This is a genomic window from Rhodococcus sp. P3_B8 (assembly GCF_056402775.1).
Genome location: NZ_JBFUGT010000062.1, coordinates 13714 through 33130, shown reverse-complemented (window position 1 = coordinate 33130; position 19417 = coordinate 13714). Strand labels below are relative to the sequence as shown.

Genomic DNA, 19417 nt, shown 5'->3' with positions numbered 1-19417 from the left:
CGCCCGCGGGATCCCCGCTTCCCACCGCCACCGATGTCCTGGTCATCGGTGCTGGTCCGGCCGGTTCCTCGGCTGCCGCGTGGGCGGCCCGCGCGGGACGTGACGTGGTGCTCGCCGACGCGGCGGTGTTTCCCCGCGACAAGACGTGTGGCGACGGACTCACTCCGCGTGCCGTCGCCGAGCTCGACCATCTCGGTCTCGGCGACTGGGTGCGGTCGAAAGGGACCAACCGCGGGCTGAGGCTCAGCGGGTTCGGTCAGGAGCTCGAACTCGAGTGGCCGGGAAGGTCGTTCCCGGCCGTCGGCAGTGCGGTGGCCCGCACCGAGCTGGACGACAAGATCCGTGCGACCGCCGTCGACGCCGGGGCCGTCATGGTGCAGGGCGCCAAGGCGATCGGCGTGGAACGGGACGGTGACCGGGTGACGGCGGTGACGCTGAAGACGTCCGACGGAACCCACACCGTCGGCTGCCGGACGCTGATCGTCGCGGACGGCGTCCGGTCCACACTGGGCAAGCAGCTCGGCCGTGAATGGCACCGGGACACGGCTTACGGTGTTGCCGCCCGCGCCTACATCGCCACCGACCGCAGCGCCGACCCGTGGATCACCTCGCACCTCGAGCTGCGGGACGGGGCGGGGACGCTGCAGTCGGGCTACGGCTGGGTGTTCCCCCTCGGCACCGGAGAGGTGAACATCGGGGTCGGCACCCTCGCCACCGCCAAACGTCCGGCCCCGGGTGCGCTGCGACCGCTGCTCGACCTGTACACGGCGCAGCGGCGCGACGAGTGGAAGTGGGACGGCGAGCTCCGCGCGGTGGCGTCGGCGTTGCTGCCGATGGGCGGTGCGGTGTCGCACATCGCCGGCCGGAACTGGGCGATCGTCGGCGACGCGGCGGCATGCGTGAATCCGCTGAACGGCGAGGGCATCGACTACGGGCTCGAAGGGGGGCGCCTGGTCGCGGAGATCCTCGACTCCGACGACCTGACGGAGCTGTGGCCCGCGATTCTCCGGGAGCGGTACGGCCGGGCGTTCTCCGTGGCGCGGCGACTCGCCGGGCTGCTGACCGTCCCCCGGGTTCTGCCCGCGTCCGGTCCGGTGGCGATGCGGTCCCGTGCGCTGATGACCATCGCGGTCCGGGTCATGGGCAACCTCGTCACCGAGGAGGACAGCGACCTCACCGCCCGCGCGTGGCGGGCGTCCGGTCTGCTGTCGACGAAGGTCGACTCGCGACCGCTGTTCGGCTGAGGTTCAGCGGGTGGCGCGGTGCAGGGCCACCACACCGCCGGTGAGGTTGCGCCACTGCACGTTCCGCCACCCGGCCGCCTCGATGCGCAGCGCGAGTTCCTGCTGGGTCGGCCAGGCGCGGATCGATTCCGCGAGGTACACGTAGGCGTCGGGATTGCTGCTGACGGCGCGCGCGACCCGCGGCAGGGCCCTCATCAGGTACTCCATGTAGACCGTGCGGAACGGCCCGAACACCGGGGTCGAGAACTCGCTCACGACGAGGCGCCCGCCGGGTTTGGTGACCCGGGCGATCTCGCGGAGACCGGCATCGAAGTCGGAGACGTTGCGCAGCCCGAAGGAGATGGTCGCGGCGTCGAACACGGCGTCGGCGTAGGGCAGGTGCATCGCGTCGCCCGCGACCATCGGGACGTCGCGTCCGCTGCCTGCCTGCAGCATTCCCTTGGAGAAGTCGGTGGCCACGCACCACGCACCCGACCGTCCGAGCTCGACGGTCGACACCCCGGTCCCCGCCGCGAGGTCGAGAACGCGCTCCCCCGGCTTCAGTGCCAGGGCCGAGCGCGTCGCCTTGCGCCAGCTGCGGTCCTGACCGAACGACAGGATCGTGTTGGTGAGGTCGTAGCGCTTCGCGACGCCGTCGAACATCGACGCGACCTCGTGCGGATCCTTTTCGAGCGACGCCCGCGAACCGTGTGTAGTTGCCACGCCCGAAACGCTACCAACCGCGCCCGGCGCCGATGTCGGCGCCGGGCGCGGTGGCGAGGCGGTCACTTCTTGGAGACCCGCACCAGCTTCTTGTTGACGAATTCGTCCATTCCCCACGGACCGAGTTCGCGGCCGACGCCGGAGCGCTTGACGCCGCCGAACGGCAACCCGGGAAGCGTCGTGCCGTGTTCGTTGACGAAGGCCATGCCGACGTCGAGCCGGTCGGCGACTTCYCGTGCCCCGTCGAGGTCGGTGCTCCACACCGAGCCGCTGAGCCCGTAGGAGGAGGAGTTGGCGAGTTCCACGGCCTCGTCGGCGGTGGCGACCTTGTAGACGACGCCGACCGGTCCGAACAATTCCTCGCTGTACGCCCGCATCTCGGGGGTCACGTCGACGAGCAGCGTCGGTTCGACGTACGAGCCGGGGCCGTCGATCTTCTTCCCGCCGGCGAGGAGCGTCGCACCCTTGGCGACCGCGTCCTCGATCTGCTCGATCAGCGAATCCGCGGCGCTCTGCGAAGACAGCGGCCCGAGGACGGTCTTCGCGTCGAGTGGATCGCCGGTCGGGGTGGCCTTGAAGGACGCGGCGAGCTTCGAGACGAACTCGTCGTAGTTCGGCTCGGTCACGATGAATCGCTTGGGCGAATTGCAGGCCTGGCCCGCGTTGGACAGGCGGGCACGGGTCGCGGTCTTGACCGTCGCGTCCATATCGTCGGTGTCGAGGACGACGAACACGTCGGACCCGCCGAGTTCGAGCACGACCTTCTTGAGGTTGCGGCCCGCCGTCTCGGCGACGCTGGTCCCGGCCCGCTCACTGCCGGTGAGAGAGACCCCCTGGACACGCGGATCCGCGATCATGTCGGCGATCTGCTCGTTGGTGGCGAACACGTTGATGTACGCATCCTCCGGGAGACCGGCCTGCCGGAAGATCTCCTCCATCAGCAGTGCCGACTGCGGACAGTTCGGGGCGTGCTTGAGCAGCACGGTGTTGCCGAGCATGAGGTTCGGCGCCGCGAAGCGGGCGACCTGGTAGTACGGGTAGTTCCACGGCATCACGCCGACGAGCGCACCGATCGGCCTGCGGTAGACCACGGATTCGTCCGCGCCCGGCACGTCGAGCCGTTCCGCCTCGAGCAGTGCGGGGCCGTTGTCGGCGTAGTAGCGGTAGATCGCCGAGGAGAGCTTGACTTCGCCCTTGGCCTCGCGGACGGGTTTGCCCATCTCGAGGGCGATCATCCGCGCCAGTTCGTCTTCGCGCTCCGCGTAGAGATCGGCGGTTCGGCCCAGGATCCGGGCGCGTTCCTCGGCGGGGGTGGTCCGCCAGTGGAGATATCCGCTGTGGGCGCGGGAGAGCGCCGACTCTACTCCTGCATCGTCCAAGGTCGTGAATTCCCGGACGGTTTCACCGGTCGCGGGATTGACAGTCTTGTACTTCGCCATACTGCGGGCAACCACGAGACAGCCTCTCGAATTCCCCACCGGAATCGATGCGGTGGTCAGGCCGCCCGGGATTCGCGAAAGTCCTGCCCGCCCACAACCGCCGCGTAGTGACCCAGCAGCTCGTCGCAGATCGCAGGCCACGTGCGGTGCAGCACCGACTGCCGGGCGGCCTCCCCGAAGCGGGCCCGCATGCGGCGGTCGCGCAGCGCCTCGAGGGCGCTCGGCAGCAGTTCGCCGAACCGGTCGACCGGAAGCAGGTAGCCGTTGCGGCAGTGCGCGACCAGATCGCGCGGACCACCGGCATCCGGTCCGATCACCGGCACCCCGCTGGACAACGCCTCCTGCACCGCCTGGCAGAACGTCTCGTGCTCGCCCGGGTGGACGAAGACGTCCAGGCTCGCATAGGCCTCGGCCAGCTCCACACCGCCGAGCTGGCCGGTGAACACCGCATCGGGCATCAACCTCTGCAGGCGCGCCCGTTCCGGACCGTCGCCGACGATCACCAGCCGCACCCGCTGGTCGCCGGCGACTGCGGCCAGCCGCTCGACGTGTTTCTCGGGTGCGAGCCTGCCCACGAATCCGACGACCAGCCGGTCCGAGCCGCCCAGCCAGGAGTCCCGCAGACCGGTGCTGCGACGCGACGGCGCGAATCGAGCGGTCTCCACGCCGCGCGCCCAGCGGTGGACCCTCGGAATCCTCTGCTCGGCGAGCGCCTCGACCGCCGACGTGGACGGCGCGAGAGTGCGCGTGCAGCCCCGGTGGATGCGACGGGTCCAGGCCCACGCCGCACGGCTGGTGATGCCGAGGCCGTAGCTCTCGGCGAAACCCGCCACGTCCGTCTGGTACACCGCGACGGTGGGAACGTCGAGCCGGTGCGCCGCACCGAGCCCGCCCGCCCCGAGGAGGAACGGCGACGCCAGATGCACGACGTCGGGGTCGAACGCCCGCAGCGCGGCGGTGAGCCCGGGCTGCGGCAGGCCCACCGGGAGCGAACTGACCTTCGGCACCATCACCGCAGGCACCCGGTAGACGGGTACGCCGCCGTGTTCGGTCGGCGCGGACGTCAGCGATCCGACCGTGTCCGGGGCGACGACCATCGCCTGGTGTCCGGTGCGCTGGAGGTGGTCGAGAACCCGCAGCACCGAGTTGGTCACACCGTTCATGTTGGGAAGAAACGATTCCGCGACGATGGCTACTCTCACGCGCTCAGCGTGGCAGTGCTCGTGGTCACAGCAGCGAGATCGACGTGACCGTCGCGCGAAGTTCCGGGAAACTCAGGATGACACTGCCGGCTGGGCCTCCGCCGAACTCTCCCGCCGCCGCAGGTACCAGATCACCGGTCCCGCGATCAGCCAGGTCACGACGATCAGCGAACCGGCGGGGACGACGGCCACGCTGGCGTCGCGTCCGGACACCCGCACCAGGTCGGGGTCGCTGCGCGCGTACTCGACGTCGATCCGCTGCCCCACCGTGAGCTTGGTCGGGTACAGCACGCCCAGTTCGGGGTTGTGCGTCACCCCGTCGGGCGTGACGAAGCTGATGGCGGACCGCAGCGATCCCGCCGACAGCACCTCCGCCGTGGCCACGCCCCGGTCGGATTGGATGGTGTGGTCGTTGCGCCAGGCGGCCAGCACGAGAAGCACGGCGAGCACCGAGATGCCGATCGCCGTCACCAGCACCCCCCGCCGGACGCGCCGCGACACCCGCGCATTCACAGTTGTGCCCGCACCGCGGCGTGCAGTTCGCGCAGCCCGGAACGTTCGGTGGTCACCTCGAGCACCCGGATGCCGCGGTCGCCGGGCGCCTCCGGCGCGCTCAGCCGTGTCGAGAGCTCACCCAACCCCACCAGGTGATGCTCCACCCGGTAGGCAGCGCAGAGTGCGGCGAGATCCATCCCGTGCGGAGTGCCGAAAACCCGCTCGAATACCCCGGCATACTGGGGATCGCCCTGTTCGAGCAGTTCGAAGATGCCGCCACCGTCGTCGTTCGCGACCACGATGGTCAGGTCCCGGGGACGCGGTTCGCCCGAACCGATGAGCAGCCCGGACGCGTCGTGCAGGAACGTGAGGTCGCCCAGCAGGGCCACCGTCCGCCCCTCGTCGTAGGCCAGGGCCGCCCCGACGGCCGCGGACACGGTGCCGTCGATGCCGGCGACACCCCGGTTGGACAGCACCCGGATCTTCGGCGCCGGATAGCTGACGAGCGCGGCGTCCCGCACGGGGTTGGACGCCCCGAGCAGCAACTGGTCACCGTCGGCCAGGGCGTCCATGACGGCGGCCGCCACGTGCAGTCCCGTCGCCTTCGGGTGCGCGGCGAGCTGCGCGCGCACCGCCTTGTCGGTGTGCTCGGACAGCGTGCGGCACCGATTGATCCAGGCCCGGTCGGGTTCACCGGACACGACCGCGCGGGTGCCGGTGGCCAGCACGTTGCCGGACACGTCGGGCCAGCGGGGGCCGGTGGTGAGCGCGTAGACGGCAACCGACGGATCGGCGAGGACCTTCGACACGGACCGGTGGAGGGTGGGGCGCCCGGTGATGACGGCCTGCCGCGGTTTGAGCTGCGGCAACGCCATCGGATGCACCGGGATGCCGTGCAGCGGCGCGGTCGGCTCGGCGACCGTCGGAAGTCCGGCGAGTTCCGGCCGCAGCGCGGACCCGTGCCCGGAGATCACGATGGTGTCGGGGGTGAGGTCGAGGTCCATCGGCACGTCGAGCGTCGCGTGCTGGGTGGTGGTCCACGCCGCCCCACCCGGTCGTCCCTGCGGGACCGGGCCCTGCGCGTGGACGTCGGGAACGAGCGGTTCCCGGAGCGGGATGTCGAAGTGCACGGGACCGGCGTTGCCCGACCTCGTGCCGCGCGCTGCGGCGAGGACCCGGCACACCGCCGAACGCCACTGGCTGTTCTGCCCGGCATCGTCCTCGGCCAGGCCCAGGCTGATGGTCGCGCGCACCTGGCTGCCGAACAGTCCGAGTTGCTCGATGGTCTGGTTGGCGCCCGTGCCGAGCATCTCGTACGGGCGGTTGGCGCTGAGCACCACGAGCGGCACCCGGGCGTAGTTCGCTTCGAGCACCGCCGGTCCTAGATTGGCGACCGCGGTGCCGGACGTCATGACGATCGGGACGGGGCGCTTACCGGCCACAGCGAGGCCGAGCGCGAGGAATCCCGCGGTGCGTTCGTCGATGCGCATGTGCAGACGCAACCGGCCCTCGAGATCGGCGGCCTGCAGGGCGAACGCCAACGGCGCGTTGCGCGAACCCGGGCAGAGCACGACCTCGCGTACTCCCCCGCGGACCAGTTCGTCGACGACCGCGGTGGCTTGTGCAGTGGACGGGTTCACGACATCAAGAGTGTCAGATACTCCGGCAGGTCCGTCCGGCGACCTCGCCGGGTGAGTTCACGGCCACATCGCGGGCGCTGACACCATGAACGCATGCGCACTCTCTTCGATCCCGCCGAGCTTCCCCCACACCGCATGTATCAGGTGCTGACCGCCTCGATCGTGCCCCGGCCGATCGCGTGGGTGTCCACCGTCTCGGCGGACGGGGTGGCCAACCTGGCCCCGTACAGCTTCTTCTCGGTGTCGAGTACCCACCCGCCGGTGGTGCAGTTCACCTCGGTGACCCGCAAGGACAGTCTCCGCAACATCGAGGCGACGGGAGAGTTCGTGATCAACGTGGCGACCGAGCCGCTGATCTCGACGGTGAATGCCAGTTCCGCCACGTTCGACAGCGAGGTCGACGAATTCGCCGCGCTGGGCATCGACACCGAACCCAGTGAGCGGGTCCGTCCCGCCCGGGTCGCGGGTTCGCCGGTCGCCATCGAGTGCACCCTGCACCAGGTGATACCTGTCGGTGATTCGTTCGTGGTGATGGGCGACGTCGTCACGGTCGCGGTGCGGCCCGAGGCGCTCGCCGACGACGGACTTCCGGACTTCGGGGAACTCGCCCCGCTCAGCCGCCTCGGCCGCAACGAGTGGGGTCTGCCGCCGAAGGTCGTGATGCTCGACCGGCCGCATCGCCCCGCATAACCGATCGATTGGTTAGGCTTACCTGACAAATCGCACCGCTACCGGGGGAGTAACCGACGCCATGGCTCAACGCAGCAAGTTCGTCAAACCTCAGAGTCGCCGGATCGCGTCCGCACGCGTCGTCGCGGGCAAGCAGATCAGCCCGAACTTCGTCCGCGTCACCATCGCGGGCGAGGAACTCGACTCCGTCAGCCCGATGGGGTTCGACCAGTGGTTCCGGATGTTCATCCCCCAGCGGGGACAGAGCACGCTGCGGCTACCGACCAGCGCGAGCAACCTCTGGTACGCGCAATACAAGCTGATGTCCAAGGACACCCGGCCGGTCGTGCGCAACTACACGATCCGCGAGATCCGGGTGGCGGGATCGGGAACGTTCGGCGACAGCACCGAGATCGACATCGACTTCGCCTCGCACGGCGACCTCGGTCCCGCGTCGGCGTGGGCCAACTCGGCCGCGGCCGGTGACGAGGTGGCGATCCTCGACGAGGGGCTGATCTACAACCCGACGCCGGATGCTGAGTGGCAATTGCTCGTCGGTGACGAGAGCGCGCTTCCCGCCATCGTCGGGATCCTGCGGTCGGCGCCGCCGGACCTGCGGGCCGAAGTGTTCGTCGAGATTCCCGATGCCGAAGACGCTCAGGAAGTTTCGGTGGGTGACGGCGTGAACGTGCACTGGCTGGTACGCGAGGACGCCGATGCCCGTCCGGGAGTGCTCGCGCTGAACACCGTGAAACAGGCGCAGTTGCCGACCGGACCGTCCTACACGTTCGTGGCCGGTGAGAGCGAGCTGACGACGGCGTTGCGGCGCCACCTCGTGAACGAGCGCCACATCCCGAAGGCGAACATCTCGTTCACCGGGTATTGGCGCCACGGCCACGCTGCCAACTGACCACAGGTGAGTGGCACGGCACGCCGGGGCGCGCCGGGCCACTCACCTGGGTTCTCAGTTGGCGTGCTTCTGAACGAGGGCGCCCAGACGCGGAAGTGCCTCGATCACATTCTTCTTCGCCGACGGACGCAGCGACGAGTACACCTTCTTGACAGCACCGCGGTCGCTGCCCTCGATGCGCTCGTCGGTCACACCGAGGAGCGAGTCCGCGACCTCGTCGCTGCGCGCGACCAGGTACTCGGAGAATCCGGCCTCACCACTGGCCGTGAATGCCTGCCAGTACGGCTCGAGCTTGGTGACGAATGCCGGCAGCAGGCCCTCGATGGCGTCCGGCACGATCGACGGTCCCACCTTCTTGACGGCGCCGTATCCACCCTTGAGTGCCAGTCCCGAGGCCCCCGACTTGTCCGAAACCTCCGCGTCGATGAGAGCCTGGACGTCTGCGATGACCGCAGGAACGCGCGACTCGTCGAGCAGGGTTTCGTTCAGAGCTGCAACCACTTTCAATGCCTCCGTATTGACTGAGCGATCAGGTCCGGCCAGACACTATACGAAAAACCGGACTCCGCGTTGTTCGAGCAGGCCATGGCACCGGCGTGCCCGCTCGATCCACCAGCGCGAACGCTCCGCGGACGCGGCGAGGGCCGTGACGCGTTCGACGTCGGGTGCCACCGCTTCGACGGTGAGTTCGCCGTCGACGGGTCCGCGGGAGCGGGCCACGTCCGCCTCGAAGAGGCCCCCGGTACCCAGACCGCACGCAAACTGCAATTCGGGGAGGGCGGCGGCAGCGGCGACACCGGCGGCGATGCCGACCGCGGTGTCCAACGCACTCGACACGACCACCGGCACACCGTACGAAGACAACTCGTCCGCGAGCGACAGCAGCCGCCGCATTCCCCCGAGCGGGGCGACCTTCACGACGGCCACGTCGGCACCGCCCGCCCGCACGACCTTCAGCGGATCCTCGGCGCGCCGGATGCTCTCGTCGGCGGCCACCCGCACGTCGGGCATCCGCCTGCGGACCTCCACCAGCTCGGGCACGCTCGCGCACGGCTGCTCGGCGTATTCGAGCGGACCGTCGACGGTCAGGGCCCGCAGCGCGGTCTCTGCCTCGTCGACCGACCATCCCCCGTTCGCGTCGACGCGCACGTTCGGAACGAGTGCGCGGACCGCCCGCACCCGCGCGACGTCGTCGTCGAGAGTCTGACCACGTTCGGCCACTTTCACTTTCGCGGTCCGCGCGCCGGGGTAACGCTCGAGCACGGCGGGCACCCGGGCGGCGTCGACGGCAGGGACGGTGGCGTTGATCGGCACCCGCGTTCGCACCGCGGGCGGCGGCCCGAGCCAGGCGTCCTCGATCGCCGACTGCAACCAGTGCGCCGCCTCGTCGTCCGCGTACTCGGGGAACGGCGCGAACTCACCCCACCCCGCGGGACCGCGCAACAGCAACGCTTCTCGCGTCGTGATGCCGCGGAACCGCAGGCGCATGGGCAGACTCACCACGACGGCATCGGCCAGGACCTCCTCCACCGAGGGCAGGGACGTCACGATGTCAGGGCTGCCCGGGCAGCAACTGGAGCATCAGGGCCTCGCAGTCGGCGAGCAACGTGTCGTCCTGCATCAACCGTGCGGTGATGAACGTCTTGCGCCCCTCCACGCGGTCGACGCTGCCCTCGACGGTCAGACGCGTGTCGAGCGGTGTGATCGCGCGGTAGTTCACATGCAGGTAGGCCGTGCGGCTGATGGGCCGCCCGTACGCGTGGACGATCATGCCCATCAGGTCGTCGAACAGCAGCGGCAGCGTGCCGCCGTGCGCGGCACCGTTGCCACCGAGGTGGTAGCGCCGGAACATGCCCGCACTACGCACGCCCTCGGGCCCGAACTTCTCGATGTTCCACGGCGGCATGAGGAGACTCCCCCGGCCCGGCAACTCGATCGTGCGGCCCGCCGGCGACCGCCCCTCGGGGACGACGTGCGGTCCGAGCAGTTCGGCCAGCTTCTCCACCTGGTCCGCGGCCTGCGCGAGCACGTCGTCCGGGGCGTCGACCGACACCGCGAGGTCTTGCAACGTGCGCATTCCCTCGACGAACCGCGGCCAGTCCGGGCCGGGTGTCACCGGCTCGTATTTGGGGAACCCGCCGTGGTGCTCGTACTCGTCGTCGCCCTTGCCGTCGAGACGGGTGACGTCGGCAGCCTGTTCGCTCATACCTGCACGGTAAACCCGGGCAAAGTCCTGCGCGCGCGGACACCCGTCAACCGCACCCGATAACCTCGGAGCCGTGACTTTCAACCCGCAGCACTGGCGACCGGTTCCCGGTTTCGAGAACCTGACCGACATCACCTACCACCGGCATGTCACCCAGGGAATCGTCCGGGTGGCGTTCGACCGTCCCGAAGTGCGCAACGCGTTCCGCCCGCACACCGTCGACGAGTTGTACCAGGCGCTCGACCACGCCCGGATGACGTCCGACGTGGGCGCCGTGCTGCTCACCGGCAACGGTCCGAGCCCCAAGGACGAGGGCTGGGCGTTCTGCTCCGGCGGCGACCAGCGCATCCGCGGACGCAGCGGATACCAGTATGCGGAAGGCGAAACCGCGGACACCGTCGACAAGGCCCGCGCCGGACGTCTCCACATCCTCGAGGTTCAGCGCCTGATCCGGTTCATGCCGAAGGTCGTCATCTGCCTCGTCAACGGCTGGGCCGCGGGCGGCGGTCACAGCCTCCACGTGGTCTGCGACCTGACCCTCGCCAGCCGCGAACACGCCCGTTTCAAGCAGACCGACGCCGACGTCGGCAGCTTCGACGGTGGATACGGCAGCGCCTACCTCGCCAAGATGGTCGGCCAGAAGTTCGCCCGCGAGATCTTCTTCCTCGGTGAGACGTACACCGCAGAGGAGATGCACCAGATGGGCGCCGTCAACAAGGTCGTCGACCACGCCGAACTCGAGGATGTGGCAATCGACTGGGCCACCAAGATCAACGGCAAGTCCCCGCAGGCCCAGCGCATGCTCAAGTACGCGTTCAACCTGCAGGACGACGGACTCGTCGGTCAGCAACTGTTCGCCGGCGAGGCAACCCGCATGGCGTACATGACGGACGAGGCCGTCGAGGGCCGTGATTCCTTCCTCGAAAAGCGCGAACCCGACTGGAAGCCGTATCCCTGGTATTTCTGAGCGCCTACGTGTACTCGACCGCCATGCGGTCGATGGTGCCGTTGAACGGGAACGGCGCCCGGTCGTAGTAGTCCAGCGACACCGGGGAACCGAGGCAGGTGCCGACGTCGAGACAGTCGTTGGCTGTGAACAGCAACGGCACGCTCACCGGCACCTGCCCCTCCCCGACGACACTGCCGTCGACACAGAGCTTCACGTTCAGCGGGCCACCGGGCCGCGCCTCGATGAACTCCGTGACCACCTGCACCGTGCGGGCGCCCGGCGGGATCGGCACGGTCGCACGAATCTTGGTGCGCATCAGGATGAACAGGTTGTACTCGTAGCAGAGGTAGCCGTCGTCGACGAAGCACGTGAGTCCGCCGGCGTTGCTTCCCAGTGCGTAGAGCACTCCGCTCGGATTCTCCGGCGCGGAGAGGTCGAGGGTGACCCGGTTGTTCTTGTTGCCCAGCGCGGGAGCGCAGAACTCGGGCATCCGGATCGTGTCGCCGGAGAACTCCCAGCTCGTGTACGGCGTCGTGATCCGCTGCTCGGGATGCAGCGCGATGACCCACAGCCCGCCGCCGACGGGGAGCACGTTGTTCTTCGCGGCCTCGATCGCGAACAGTTCCCGCAGTTGCGCCAGCTTCTGCGGATGCTGCTCGGCGAGGTCCCGATTCTGAGTCCAGTCCTCGTCCAGGTTGTAGAGCTCCCACACGTCGTCGTCCGGGCTCCAGTCGCGGATGCCGCCCGGCACACCCGCCGCCCAGGGTGCGCGTGGCCCGAACGCGGACGCCATCCATCCGTCGTGGTAGATCGCCCGGCTGCCCATGATCTCGAAATACTGGGTGAGCTTTCCCCCTGTCGCGCCGGGTTCGACGAGCGTCTGCGCGAAGCTGGCGCCGTCCACCGGATCCTGCGGAACACCGTTCACCGTCCGCGGCGGGGTGATCCCGACGATGTCGTACAGCGTCGGCACCACGTCGTTGCAGTGCAGGAAATGCGTGCGGGGTGTCGGGTCCGGTGTCACCTTCGCCGGCCACCGCACGACCATCGGGTTGCGGGTGCCACCGAGATGGGACGCCAGCAGCTTCATCCCCTTGTAGGGTGCGCTGCCCGCCCACGCCCAGCCCGCGTGATACATGTTGTCGGTCTTCGGCGACCCCAGGACGTCGAGGCCACCGAGTTCCTCGAGGGCCGCGATGTGCTGCGCCGGTGTGGTCGGAATGCCGTTCTGCGCCAACAGTTCACTGATCGTGCCGTTCTGCCCCTCACCCGACGAGCCGTTGTCGCCCCAGATGTACAGGATCAGCGTGTCGTCCCGGTACCCCAGACGGTCCAGCTCGTCGAACAGCCTGCCCACCTGGACGTCACAGTGCTCGGCGTACCCGGCCGCGACCTCCATCAGCCGGCGCTGGAACGGCTTCTCGTCCTCGGGAATGTCGTCCCATGCGGCCATCGTCGGGTCCCGGTCGGTCAGCTCCGCTTCGGGGGGCACCCAGCCCTTCTCCTTCGCCCTCGTGAAGACCCGCTCCCGGTAGGCATCCCAGCCGTCGTCGAACTTCCCGGCGTACTTGTCGGCCCACGGCTTCATGATGTGGTGCGGTCCGTGCAGGCAGCCGCTGGCCCAGTACATGAAGAACGGTTTGTCGGCGTCGAACGCCTTGTGCCTGCGCAGCCAGCCGATGGCGTCGTCCGCGAGATCCTCACTGAGGTGGTAGCCCTGCTCCGGGGTCTTCGGCGGCAGCACCACCGTCGTGTTCCGCACCAGGTTCGGCTCGTACTGCGACGCCTCGCCTGCGAGGAAGCCGTAGAAGTACTCGAACCCGAGACCCGTCGGCCAGTTGTCGAACGGGCCGGCGGCCGTGGTCTCCTCGGCCGGCGTGTTGTGCCATTTCCCGAAAGCGGCAGTGCTGTACCCGTAGTGGCGCAGCACCTCGGGCCCCGTCGCACTCGACCTCGGGATGTGGCCGGAGTAGCCGTCCCAGTCGTTGGCCAGCTCGGCGATCTGCCCGTTGCCGACGCGATGGTGGTTGCGTCCGGTCAGCAGCGACGCCCGGGTCGGCGAACACATTGCGGTCGTATGGAATCGGTTGTACCCGACACCGTCCTGCAACATCGCGTCGAGCGTCGGGGTGTTCACCTCACCGCCGAGGCCGCTCGGCAGGCCCGGCCCGGCGTCGTCGATGAGGACGATCAGAATGTTCGGGGCGTCGCTGGGGAGCCGCCGCTCCTTCGGAAGTGGGCTGTACACCGACTCCTGCATGGTCCGGCCGGCGATGCTTCCCGACGGCGTCGGCGGGAACGGTAACGATTCGCCACCCGGTATCGGCTCACCTGTCACACTCGATTTCATGGCCCGGTCCCCTCGTCGTCCGATGCTGTCGATCCAGTCCAGCACCGGGCGGCCGGGCGCGAGTACACCCTCGGAGGGTGAAATACGCGGACGGATTCGTCGCCTCGGCAGGAGAGGGCACGCGAGGTCTCCGATTCGGGCACACTGACCCACATGAGCATCGACCGCGAGCTCCCCGCACCGGAACATCGTCGTCCGCCCGGAGTGAGCGACGACACCGTCGCCGCGCTCGGGAAGTTGTCGGAGGCCCTCGAAACGGTCGAGCGTGCCCGCGGGCACCTCTACTCGTTCCATCAGCTGATCGGACACGCCGACCTTCAGCTCGGCGAAGCCGTCGACGCGCTCCGCGACGCGGGACACGCGGCCGTCGCAGACCGGGTGCAGTCCGAACTCGTGGGACGCAACGTCGTCGAGGGCCGGTGGACGTTCCAGCTCGTCGAGGAGTTCGACGACCACTACTGGTCGCCGCTGCGCGAGCACGAGCGTGGCGCACGTCACGAACTCGCCGACGGACGGCGACACCTGTTCGAGGCGGAGATGAAGGAAGATCGACGCACACACGGCCGGACGGGACACGAAGCCCGGCCCGGCGAAGGAGGGTGACGGGTGGAGATCCTCAGCAGCAGGACGATTCTGCGGCCGCGCGACTACACCACGACACTGGGCTTCTACCGCGACATCCTCGGGCTCGCGACCGCCCGCGAATACCCCGGTGGCACGGTGTTCTTCGCCGGTCAGGGCCTGATCGAAGTGGCCGCGCACGGCGGAACGGGCGAGTCGTCCTCCTTCGACGGCGCCCTGTGGCTGCAGGTTCGCGATCTCACCGCGGTGCAGACCGAGCTGGTTCTCGCCGGGGTGAAGATCGACCGCGAGGCCCGGCAGGAACCGTGGGGATTGTTCGAGATGTGGATCGCGGACCCCGACGGAATCCCGATCGTTCTGGTGCAGATCCCGGAGGATCACCCCATCCGCCGCGACGTCCGTCCGAAGGGTGAGAACTGACGGAAGGCCATACGCAGGAGTGATCCTGTGCACCGGACGTCAGCTGTACATTTTCGGTTGAAATCCGCACAATCTGGGTGTGACCGCAGAGCTCGTAGTTCTCCTGGTGGTGGTCGTCACCGCCCTCGCTTTCGATTTCACGAACGGCTTTCACGACACCGGCAATGCAATGGCCACCTCGATCGCGACGGGAGCTCTGCGACCCAAGGCCGCTGTCGCGCTCTCCGCATCGTTGAATCTGGTCGGCGCGTTCCTGTCCGTGGAGGTGGCGGCGACAGTCGCCAAGGGTGTGGTCAATCTGGGAGAAGTGGGCGGCGAGGATCTGCTGCTCATCGTGTTCGCCGGCCTGGTCGGCGGCATCATCTGGAACCTGGCGACGTGGCTGCTGGGCCTGCCGTCGAGCTCGTCCCACGCACTGTTCGGCGGACTGATCGGTGCGGCCATCGCGTCCATCGGCATGAGCGGTGTCGAGTGGGGCGGCGTGCTCAGCAAGGTCGTGGTTCCCGCCGTCCTCGCCCCGGTGGTCGCAGCACTGGTCGCCACTGCGGGCACCAAGCTGGTCTACCGGATTACCTCCGGCGTGCCCGAGGACACCAAGGAGCACGGGTTCCGCATCGGCCAGATCGGTTCCGCGTCCCTGGTGTCGCTGGCCCACGGAACCAACGACGCCCAGAAGACAATGGGCGTGATCTTCCTCGCACTCGTCGCGCACGGAAGCCTGTCCGCAGACGACGAGATGCCGTTCTGGGTGAAGCTCAGTTGCGCCATCRCCATCGCGCTCGGCACCTACCTCGGCGGCTGGCGCATCATTCGCACGCTCGGCAAGGGACTCGTCGAGATCGCCGCTCCCCAGGGCATGGCCGCGGAGTCGTCGTCCGCCGCCATCATCCTGACGTCCAGCCACCTCGGACTGCCGCTGTCCACCACGCACGTCGCGACCGGTTCCATCCTCGGCACCGGTCTCGGCCGCAAGGGCGCCGAGGTCCGCTGGGGCATCGCCGGGCGCATGGCCGTCGCGTGGCTGGTCACGCTGCCGTCCGCGGCGATCGTGGGAGCCGTGTGCTGGGTCATCGCCCACATGATCGGCGGTCTGCCCGGTGTTCTCATCGTGTTCGCCGCCCTGATCCTGCTCGCCGGGTTCATGTACCTCCGCTCCCGCCTGCAGCCGGTGACGTCCGGCAACGTGAACGCCGAGTGGGAGTCGGGCGACGCCGACGTTCCCGCCGAACCCACCGAACCGGGTGTGGCCGAGACCGCGGACTCCGCCGGTCCCGCCGCGAACCGCTGAGGGGCTCGCCATGACACTGCTCACCACCACCGTCAACTCGCTCTGGCAGGTCATCCTCGTCGGTCTGCTGTTCGGTGCCGGCCTACCCGCGATCTTCGCGCTCGGACTGCGCTCGCTCGGCGGCACGGACACCGGTGAGGGAGTCTCGCAGCCGACCGTCGCAGGCCGGATCGGCGCCTGGGCCTGTTTCGCCGTGGTGCTGATCGCGATCATCACTGGGATACTTCTCTTGATGCAGGGCTTTTTGGCCAGCAGCTTCGGTATCCACATCTTCTGAGCGGCGACCACGAGTCCCGTTCCATCGACGAAAGAAGCCGAACGCGTGCCCAAGAATTCACTTCGCTCCGTGCTCGACTGGCTACGCGCCGGGTACCCCGAGGGAATCCCGGCGAAAGACCATTTCGCGTTGCTGGCCGTGCTGCGTCGCCGTCTCACCGACGAGGAAATCGAACAGGTCGTCGCGCTGTCCATCGAGACGGCCCACGAGACACCCGAACGCCACGTCGACTACGACAACATCCGCCGCCTCATCAGCGAGATCACCCACGAGGAACCCTCCGAAGAGGACGTCGCCCGGGTGACGGAGAACCTCGAGGCCGGAGGGTGGCCGGTCGGACCCGACGCCGAATGCGGCGACGGTTCCGGCGACGGGGAAGAAACCCGCGACGCAGGCTAGTCATGAGCCTTCCACCGTTTCTCTCCTCCATCATCGGCTGGCTGCGAGCCGGCTACCCCAACGGCGTACCCGAGCAGGACTACATTCCGTTGTTCGCGCTGCTCACCCGCCGTCTGTCGGAAGACGAGGTGGACGCCGTCGCCGACGCCCTCGTCGAGGAGGGCGACATTCCCATCGAGAAGACCGACATCCAGGTGCTCATCACCAAGGTCACCGACGAGTTGCCGCTGGAGTCGGACGTCGACCGGGTGCGCAGTAACCTCGCCGCCGGCGGCTGGCCGCTGGCCGGGCCCGCCCAGTGAGCGAACTGCAGGTCCTGCCCGTCCCGTCCGGTGTCGGGGTTCTCGGCCTCCTACCGCAGCTGTCGGCGATCCTCGACGGAACCGCCCTCGCTGCGCTGCCCGTCCCCGCCGCGGACGAGCGGGAGACCCGGCGACTGACGGACGCACTGCACCCCGGGGAGCCGATCGACGACGGTGTCGCCCTCGTGGTCGCGACGTCCGGGACGACGGGAGTGCCGAAGGGGGCCATGCTCTCCGCGGCCGCGCTCCGCGCGAGCGGTGACGCGACGCACGCGCGGCTCGGGGGTGCGGGTTCCTGGCTGCTGACCCTTCCCGCCCACCACATCGCGGGCATGCAGGTGTTGCTGCGCAGTGTCCTCGCCGGCACCGAGCCGGTGGTGATCGACGTGACCGACGGCTTCGACCCCGGTGCACTGCCTGCCGCAGTCGCGTCGATGAGCGGCCCCCGCCGCTACACCTCGCTCGTTCCGACCCAGCTGGTCAAGGCCCTCGACCACCCTGACGCCGTGGCGTCGCTGGCCGCACTCGACGCCGTCCTCCTCGGCGGAGCCGCCACCCCCGCCCCCGTCCTACGTCGCGCAACCGACGCCGGCATCACCGTCGTCCGTACGTATGGAATGAGCGAGACGTGCGGTGGATGCGTATACGACGKGGTGCCCCTCGATGGGACCCACGTACGGATCGACGGTGACGGCCGTGTCCTCCTCGGCGGACCCATGCTCGCGTCCGGTTACCGCGGACTCCCCGACCATCCGGCGTTCGCCGAACCCGGCTGGTTCCGCACCGACGATGCCGGCGCCGTCACCGACGGCGTCCTCAGCATCTCCGGCAGGCTCGACGAAGCCATCTCCACCGGCGGTCTCACCGTCGTCCCGCAGGTGGTCGAAGCGGCTCTCGTCGCGCACCCCGGCGTCCGGGAATGCGCGGTGATCGGCCTCCCCGACGAGCGACTGGGGCGCCGCGTCACCGCCGTCGTCGTCGCCGAGCCCGGCACCGCACCGACACTCGCCGAACTCCGCTCCTTCGTCGAACGCACCCTCGACCCCACCGCCGCCCCCCGCGAACTGCACCTCGTCGACACCCTCCCCCTCCGAGGTCCGGGGAAGATCGACCGGCGCGCGCTGGAATCGCAGTTCGGCTAGCGGGTCCGCCCGTCTGCGAAGACATTGGCCAGATGCGCCCGCAATTTCCGCGCGTCTGGCCAAAATCCACGCGGATGCTGTTGTCCACGAGTCGAGCTCTATCCACAGGCTCCGCCGAAATCCCAGGTGAGCGAACCGATCACCACTGCGGGGTGGGGCACGATGTCGCCATGAGCGACGACGTGATCTTCCGACGCAGAGCCTTGGCCGACGGTTTCACCGACTCCGAGATCCGGCATGCACGCGATTCCGGGCGTCTCGTGCGAATCGCGGCGGGTGCGTACGTTTCCGACGAGCACTTCGCCGCACTCGATGCGCCTGCGCTGCATCGGGCCCGCATTGCGGCGGCCCTGCAGTCGCGCCCACCCGGCGTCGTGGTGAGCCACACCTCTGCGGCACTGCTGCACGGCATGGACCTCGGCGACCTTCCATTGGAACGGGTGCATCTGACGAGGAACCACGCCTCCGGTGGTGGCCGAACCACGGGAGTCCACGTCCACGCCACACCGTTGGACGCGTCCGACGTCGTCACCCTGGGCGGGCTGGCGGTCACCTCCCCCGCCCGGACTGTGGTCGACACCGCACGCATCTCGACGTTCGACCAAGCCGTCGTCATCGGCGATTCGGCGCTGCATCGTCGACTCGTCTCGCTCGACGAGATTCTGGACGAGGTCGGCCGGGCGGGACCTCGCAAGGGCATCGCGACGGCGCGGCGGGCAGCGAGTTTCCTCGACGGTCGCAGCGAGAGCCCTGGGGAATCGCTGAGCCGCATCCGGATCCGCCAGCACGACCTGCCGTCTCCCGAACTCCAGCACGTCCTCCACGACGGCACCGGTGTCTTCCTCGGCAGAGTCGATTTCTTCTGGAGAGAATTCGGCGTGGTCGGGGAGTTCGACGGTATGGGGAAATACGGCGTCGACGGTGGCCAGGCGGCAGTGGCGGTCCACCGCGAGAAGCTCCGGGAGGACGCGATCCGCGACGCCGGGTACGAGGTCGTCCGGTGGACATGGCGCGACCTGTTCGACTTCGCTGCCGTCAAGGCGCGCTTCGACAGGGCTTGCGCGCGTGCCGGGCACCGGCGCTGACAGACGTTTGCTGAGACATTCGCCGGATTCCGCCGCAATTGCCCCTGATTCCGGCCAATGTCTCTGAGTCCGCAGGACAACGGCGTCCGCAAGCCCGTGCAAGAGGCGTGCAAGCC

The 19417-nt window shown here is 68.8% G+C and carries 21 protein-coding genes; 12 read left to right on the top strand and 9 right to left on the bottom strand.

Annotation, left to right across the window (positions count from 1 at the left end):
• Positions 1-1244: geranylgeranyl reductase family protein (locus tag AC1D1G_RS20500; protein ID WP_477953482.1), on the top strand; the 1244-nt coding region annotated here is incomplete at its 5' end.
• 3 nt (positions 1245-1247) lie between these two features.
• Here the strand turns inward: AC1D1G_RS20500 and AC1D1G_RS20495 are convergent.
• The 5 genes from AC1D1G_RS20495 to menD all read right to left on the bottom strand — a co-directional run bounded on the left by AC1D1G_RS20495 (position 1248) and on the right by menD (position 6722).
• Entirely contained in the window at positions 1248-1946 is a 699-nt protein-coding gene (locus tag AC1D1G_RS20495; RefSeq protein ID WP_005252082.1) for a demethylmenaquinone methyltransferase, read from the bottom strand.
• 62 nt (positions 1947-2008) lie between these two features.
• Positions 2009-3385: an NAD-dependent succinate-semialdehyde dehydrogenase gene (locus AC1D1G_RS20490; RefSeq protein WP_477953481.1), complete on the bottom strand. Its 1377-nt coding sequence runs from the start codon at positions 3383-3385 to the stop codon at positions 2009-2011.
• 56 nt (positions 3386-3441) lie between these two features.
• Positions 3442-4587 carry a glycosyltransferase family 4 protein gene (locus AC1D1G_RS20485; protein ID WP_283352875.1) on the bottom strand — a complete coding sequence of 382 codons (1146 nt, stop codon included), beginning with the start codon at positions 4585-4587 and terminating at the stop codon, positions 3442-3444.
• Between the two features lie 72 nt (positions 4588-4659).
• On the bottom strand, positions 4660-5100 hold the full coding sequence (locus AC1D1G_RS20480) for a DUF3592 domain-containing protein (RefSeq protein ID WP_317570105.1): 441 nt from the start codon (positions 5098-5100) through the stop codon (positions 4660-4662).
• Positions 5097-6722, bottom strand: a complete 1626-nt coding sequence (gene menD, locus AC1D1G_RS20475; RefSeq protein WP_477953480.1) for a 2-succinyl-5-enolpyruvyl-6-hydroxy-3-cyclohexene-1-carboxylic-acid synthase — start codon at positions 6720-6722, stop codon at positions 5097-5099. The genes AC1D1G_RS20480 and menD overlap by 4 nt, the downstream gene beginning before the upstream one ends.
• Before the next feature lie 93 nt (positions 6723-6815).
• Between menD and AC1D1G_RS20470 the strand changes: the two genes are divergently transcribed.
• Together AC1D1G_RS20470 and AC1D1G_RS20465 are read left to right on the top strand one after the other, a co-directional pair.
• Complete coding sequence (locus tag AC1D1G_RS20470; protein WP_477953478.1) at positions 6816-7412, top strand: flavin reductase family protein; 597 nt, start codon at positions 6816-6818, stop codon at positions 7410-7412.
• Between the two features lie 61 nt (positions 7413-7473).
• Complete coding sequence (locus tag AC1D1G_RS20465) at positions 7474-8301, top strand: siderophore-interacting protein (RefSeq protein WP_283352872.1); 828 nt, start codon at positions 7474-7476, stop codon at positions 8299-8301.
• Positions 8302-8355: 54 nt separating this feature from the next.
• Here AC1D1G_RS20465 and AC1D1G_RS20460 read toward each other — a convergent pair whose 3' ends face one another.
• From AC1D1G_RS20460 to AC1D1G_RS20450, 3 genes are read right to left on the bottom strand one after another with little or no spacing between them, the layout of a single operon-like run.
• Complete coding sequence (locus AC1D1G_RS20460) at positions 8356-8802, bottom strand: DUF6918 family protein (RefSeq protein WP_164060588.1); 447 nt, start codon at positions 8800-8802, stop codon at positions 8356-8358.
• 45 nt (positions 8803-8847) lie between these two features.
• Positions 8848-9849, bottom strand: coding sequence for an o-succinylbenzoate synthase (locus AC1D1G_RS20455; RefSeq protein ID WP_477953477.1), 1002 nt, complete (start codon positions 9847-9849; stop codon positions 8848-8850).
• 4 nt (positions 9850-9853) lie between these two features.
• Positions 9854-10507 (bottom strand): PaaI family thioesterase, encoded by a 654-nt coding sequence (locus AC1D1G_RS20450; protein ID WP_005258299.1) that lies wholly within the window; start codon positions 10505-10507, stop codon positions 9854-9856.
• 73 nt (positions 10508-10580) lie between these two features.
• Between AC1D1G_RS20450 and AC1D1G_RS20445 the strand changes: the two genes are divergently transcribed.
• Positions 10581-11474, top strand: coding sequence for a 1,4-dihydroxy-2-naphthoyl-CoA synthase (locus tag AC1D1G_RS20445; protein WP_005252069.1), 894 nt, complete (start codon positions 10581-10583; stop codon positions 11472-11474).
• Positions 11475-11478: 4 nt separating this feature from the next.
• Here the strand turns inward: AC1D1G_RS20445 and AC1D1G_RS20440 are convergent, their stop codons facing one another.
• Positions 11479-13806: an arylsulfatase gene (locus AC1D1G_RS20440; protein WP_477953475.1), complete on the bottom strand. Its 2328-nt coding sequence runs from the start codon at positions 13804-13806 to the stop codon at positions 11479-11481.
• Positions 13807-13959: 153 nt separating this feature from the next.
• Here AC1D1G_RS20440 and AC1D1G_RS20435 point away from each other — a divergent pair, with 153 nt between their 5' ends.
• From AC1D1G_RS20435 to AC1D1G_RS20400, 8 genes are all read left to right on the top strand, one after another.
• A complete protein-coding gene (locus AC1D1G_RS20435) occupies positions 13960-14409 on the top strand; it encodes a hypothetical protein (protein ID WP_037233459.1) in 450 nt (149 codons plus the stop codon).
• A gap of 3 nt (positions 14410-14412) precedes the next feature.
• The gene (locus AC1D1G_RS20430; protein WP_477953474.1) at positions 14413-14808 is read left to right on the top strand and encodes a VOC family protein; all 396 of its coding nucleotides are present in this window, start codon (positions 14413-14415) and stop codon (positions 14806-14808) included.
• 79 nt (positions 14809-14887) lie between these two features.
• Positions 14888-16096: an inorganic phosphate transporter gene (locus tag AC1D1G_RS20425; protein ID WP_477953473.1), complete on the top strand. Its 1209-nt coding sequence runs from the start codon at positions 14888-14890 to the stop codon at positions 16094-16096.
• Positions 16097-16106: 10 nt separating this feature from the next.
• On the top strand, positions 16107-16373 hold the full coding sequence (locus AC1D1G_RS20420) for a hypothetical protein (protein WP_105415923.1): 267 nt from the start codon (positions 16107-16109) through the stop codon (positions 16371-16373).
• 45 nt (positions 16374-16418) lie between these two features.
• The gene (locus tag AC1D1G_RS20415) at positions 16419-16772 is read left to right on the top strand and encodes a DUF3349 domain-containing protein (protein ID WP_105415925.1); all 354 of its coding nucleotides are present in this window, start codon (positions 16419-16421) and stop codon (positions 16770-16772) included.
• Positions 16773-16774: 2 nt separating this feature from the next.
• Complete coding sequence (locus tag AC1D1G_RS20410) at positions 16775-17074, top strand: DUF3349 domain-containing protein (protein ID WP_009474690.1); 300 nt, start codon at positions 16775-16777, stop codon at positions 17072-17074.
• A complete protein-coding gene (menE, locus tag AC1D1G_RS20405) occupies positions 17071-18216 on the top strand; it encodes an o-succinylbenzoate--CoA ligase (protein ID WP_477953471.1) in 1146 nt (381 codons plus the stop codon). Before AC1D1G_RS20410 ends, menE begins: the two co-directional genes overlap by 4 nt.
• A gap of 170 nt (positions 18217-18386) precedes the next feature.
• Complete coding sequence (locus AC1D1G_RS20400) at positions 18387-19301, top strand: hypothetical protein (RefSeq protein ID WP_144287888.1); 915 nt, start codon at positions 18387-18389, stop codon at positions 19299-19301.
• Positions 19302-19417: the final 116 nt, after the last annotated feature.

Coding starts and splice junctions, on each gene's coding strand:
- AC1D1G_RS20470 (WP_477953478.1), top strand. CDS start 6,816: ATGCGCACTCTCTTCGATCCCGCCGAGCTTCCCCCACACCGCATGTAT.
- AC1D1G_RS20465 (WP_283352872.1), top strand. CDS start 7,474: ATGGCTCAACGCAGCAAGTTCGTCAAACCTCAGAGTCGCCGGATCGCG.
- AC1D1G_RS20450 (WP_005258299.1), bottom strand. CDS start 10,507: ATGAGCGAACAGGCTGCCGACGTCACCCGTCTCGACGGCAAGGGCGAC.
- AC1D1G_RS20440 (WP_477953475.1), bottom strand. CDS start 13,806: ATGAAATCGAGTGTGACAGGTGAGCCGATACCGGGTGGCGAATCGTTA.
- AC1D1G_RS20435 (WP_037233459.1), top strand. CDS start 13,960: ATGAGCATCGACCGCGAGCTCCCCGCACCGGAACATCGTCGTCCGCCC.
- AC1D1G_RS20420 (WP_105415923.1), top strand. CDS start 16,107: ATGACACTGCTCACCACCACCGTCAACTCGCTCTGGCAGGTCATCCTC.
- AC1D1G_RS20410 (WP_009474690.1), top strand. CDS start 16,775: ATGAGCCTTCCACCGTTTCTCTCCTCCATCATCGGCTGGCTGCGAGCC.
- AC1D1G_RS20400 (WP_144287888.1), top strand. CDS start 18,387: ATGAGCGACGACGTGATCTTCCGACGCAGAGCCTTGGCCGACGGTTTC.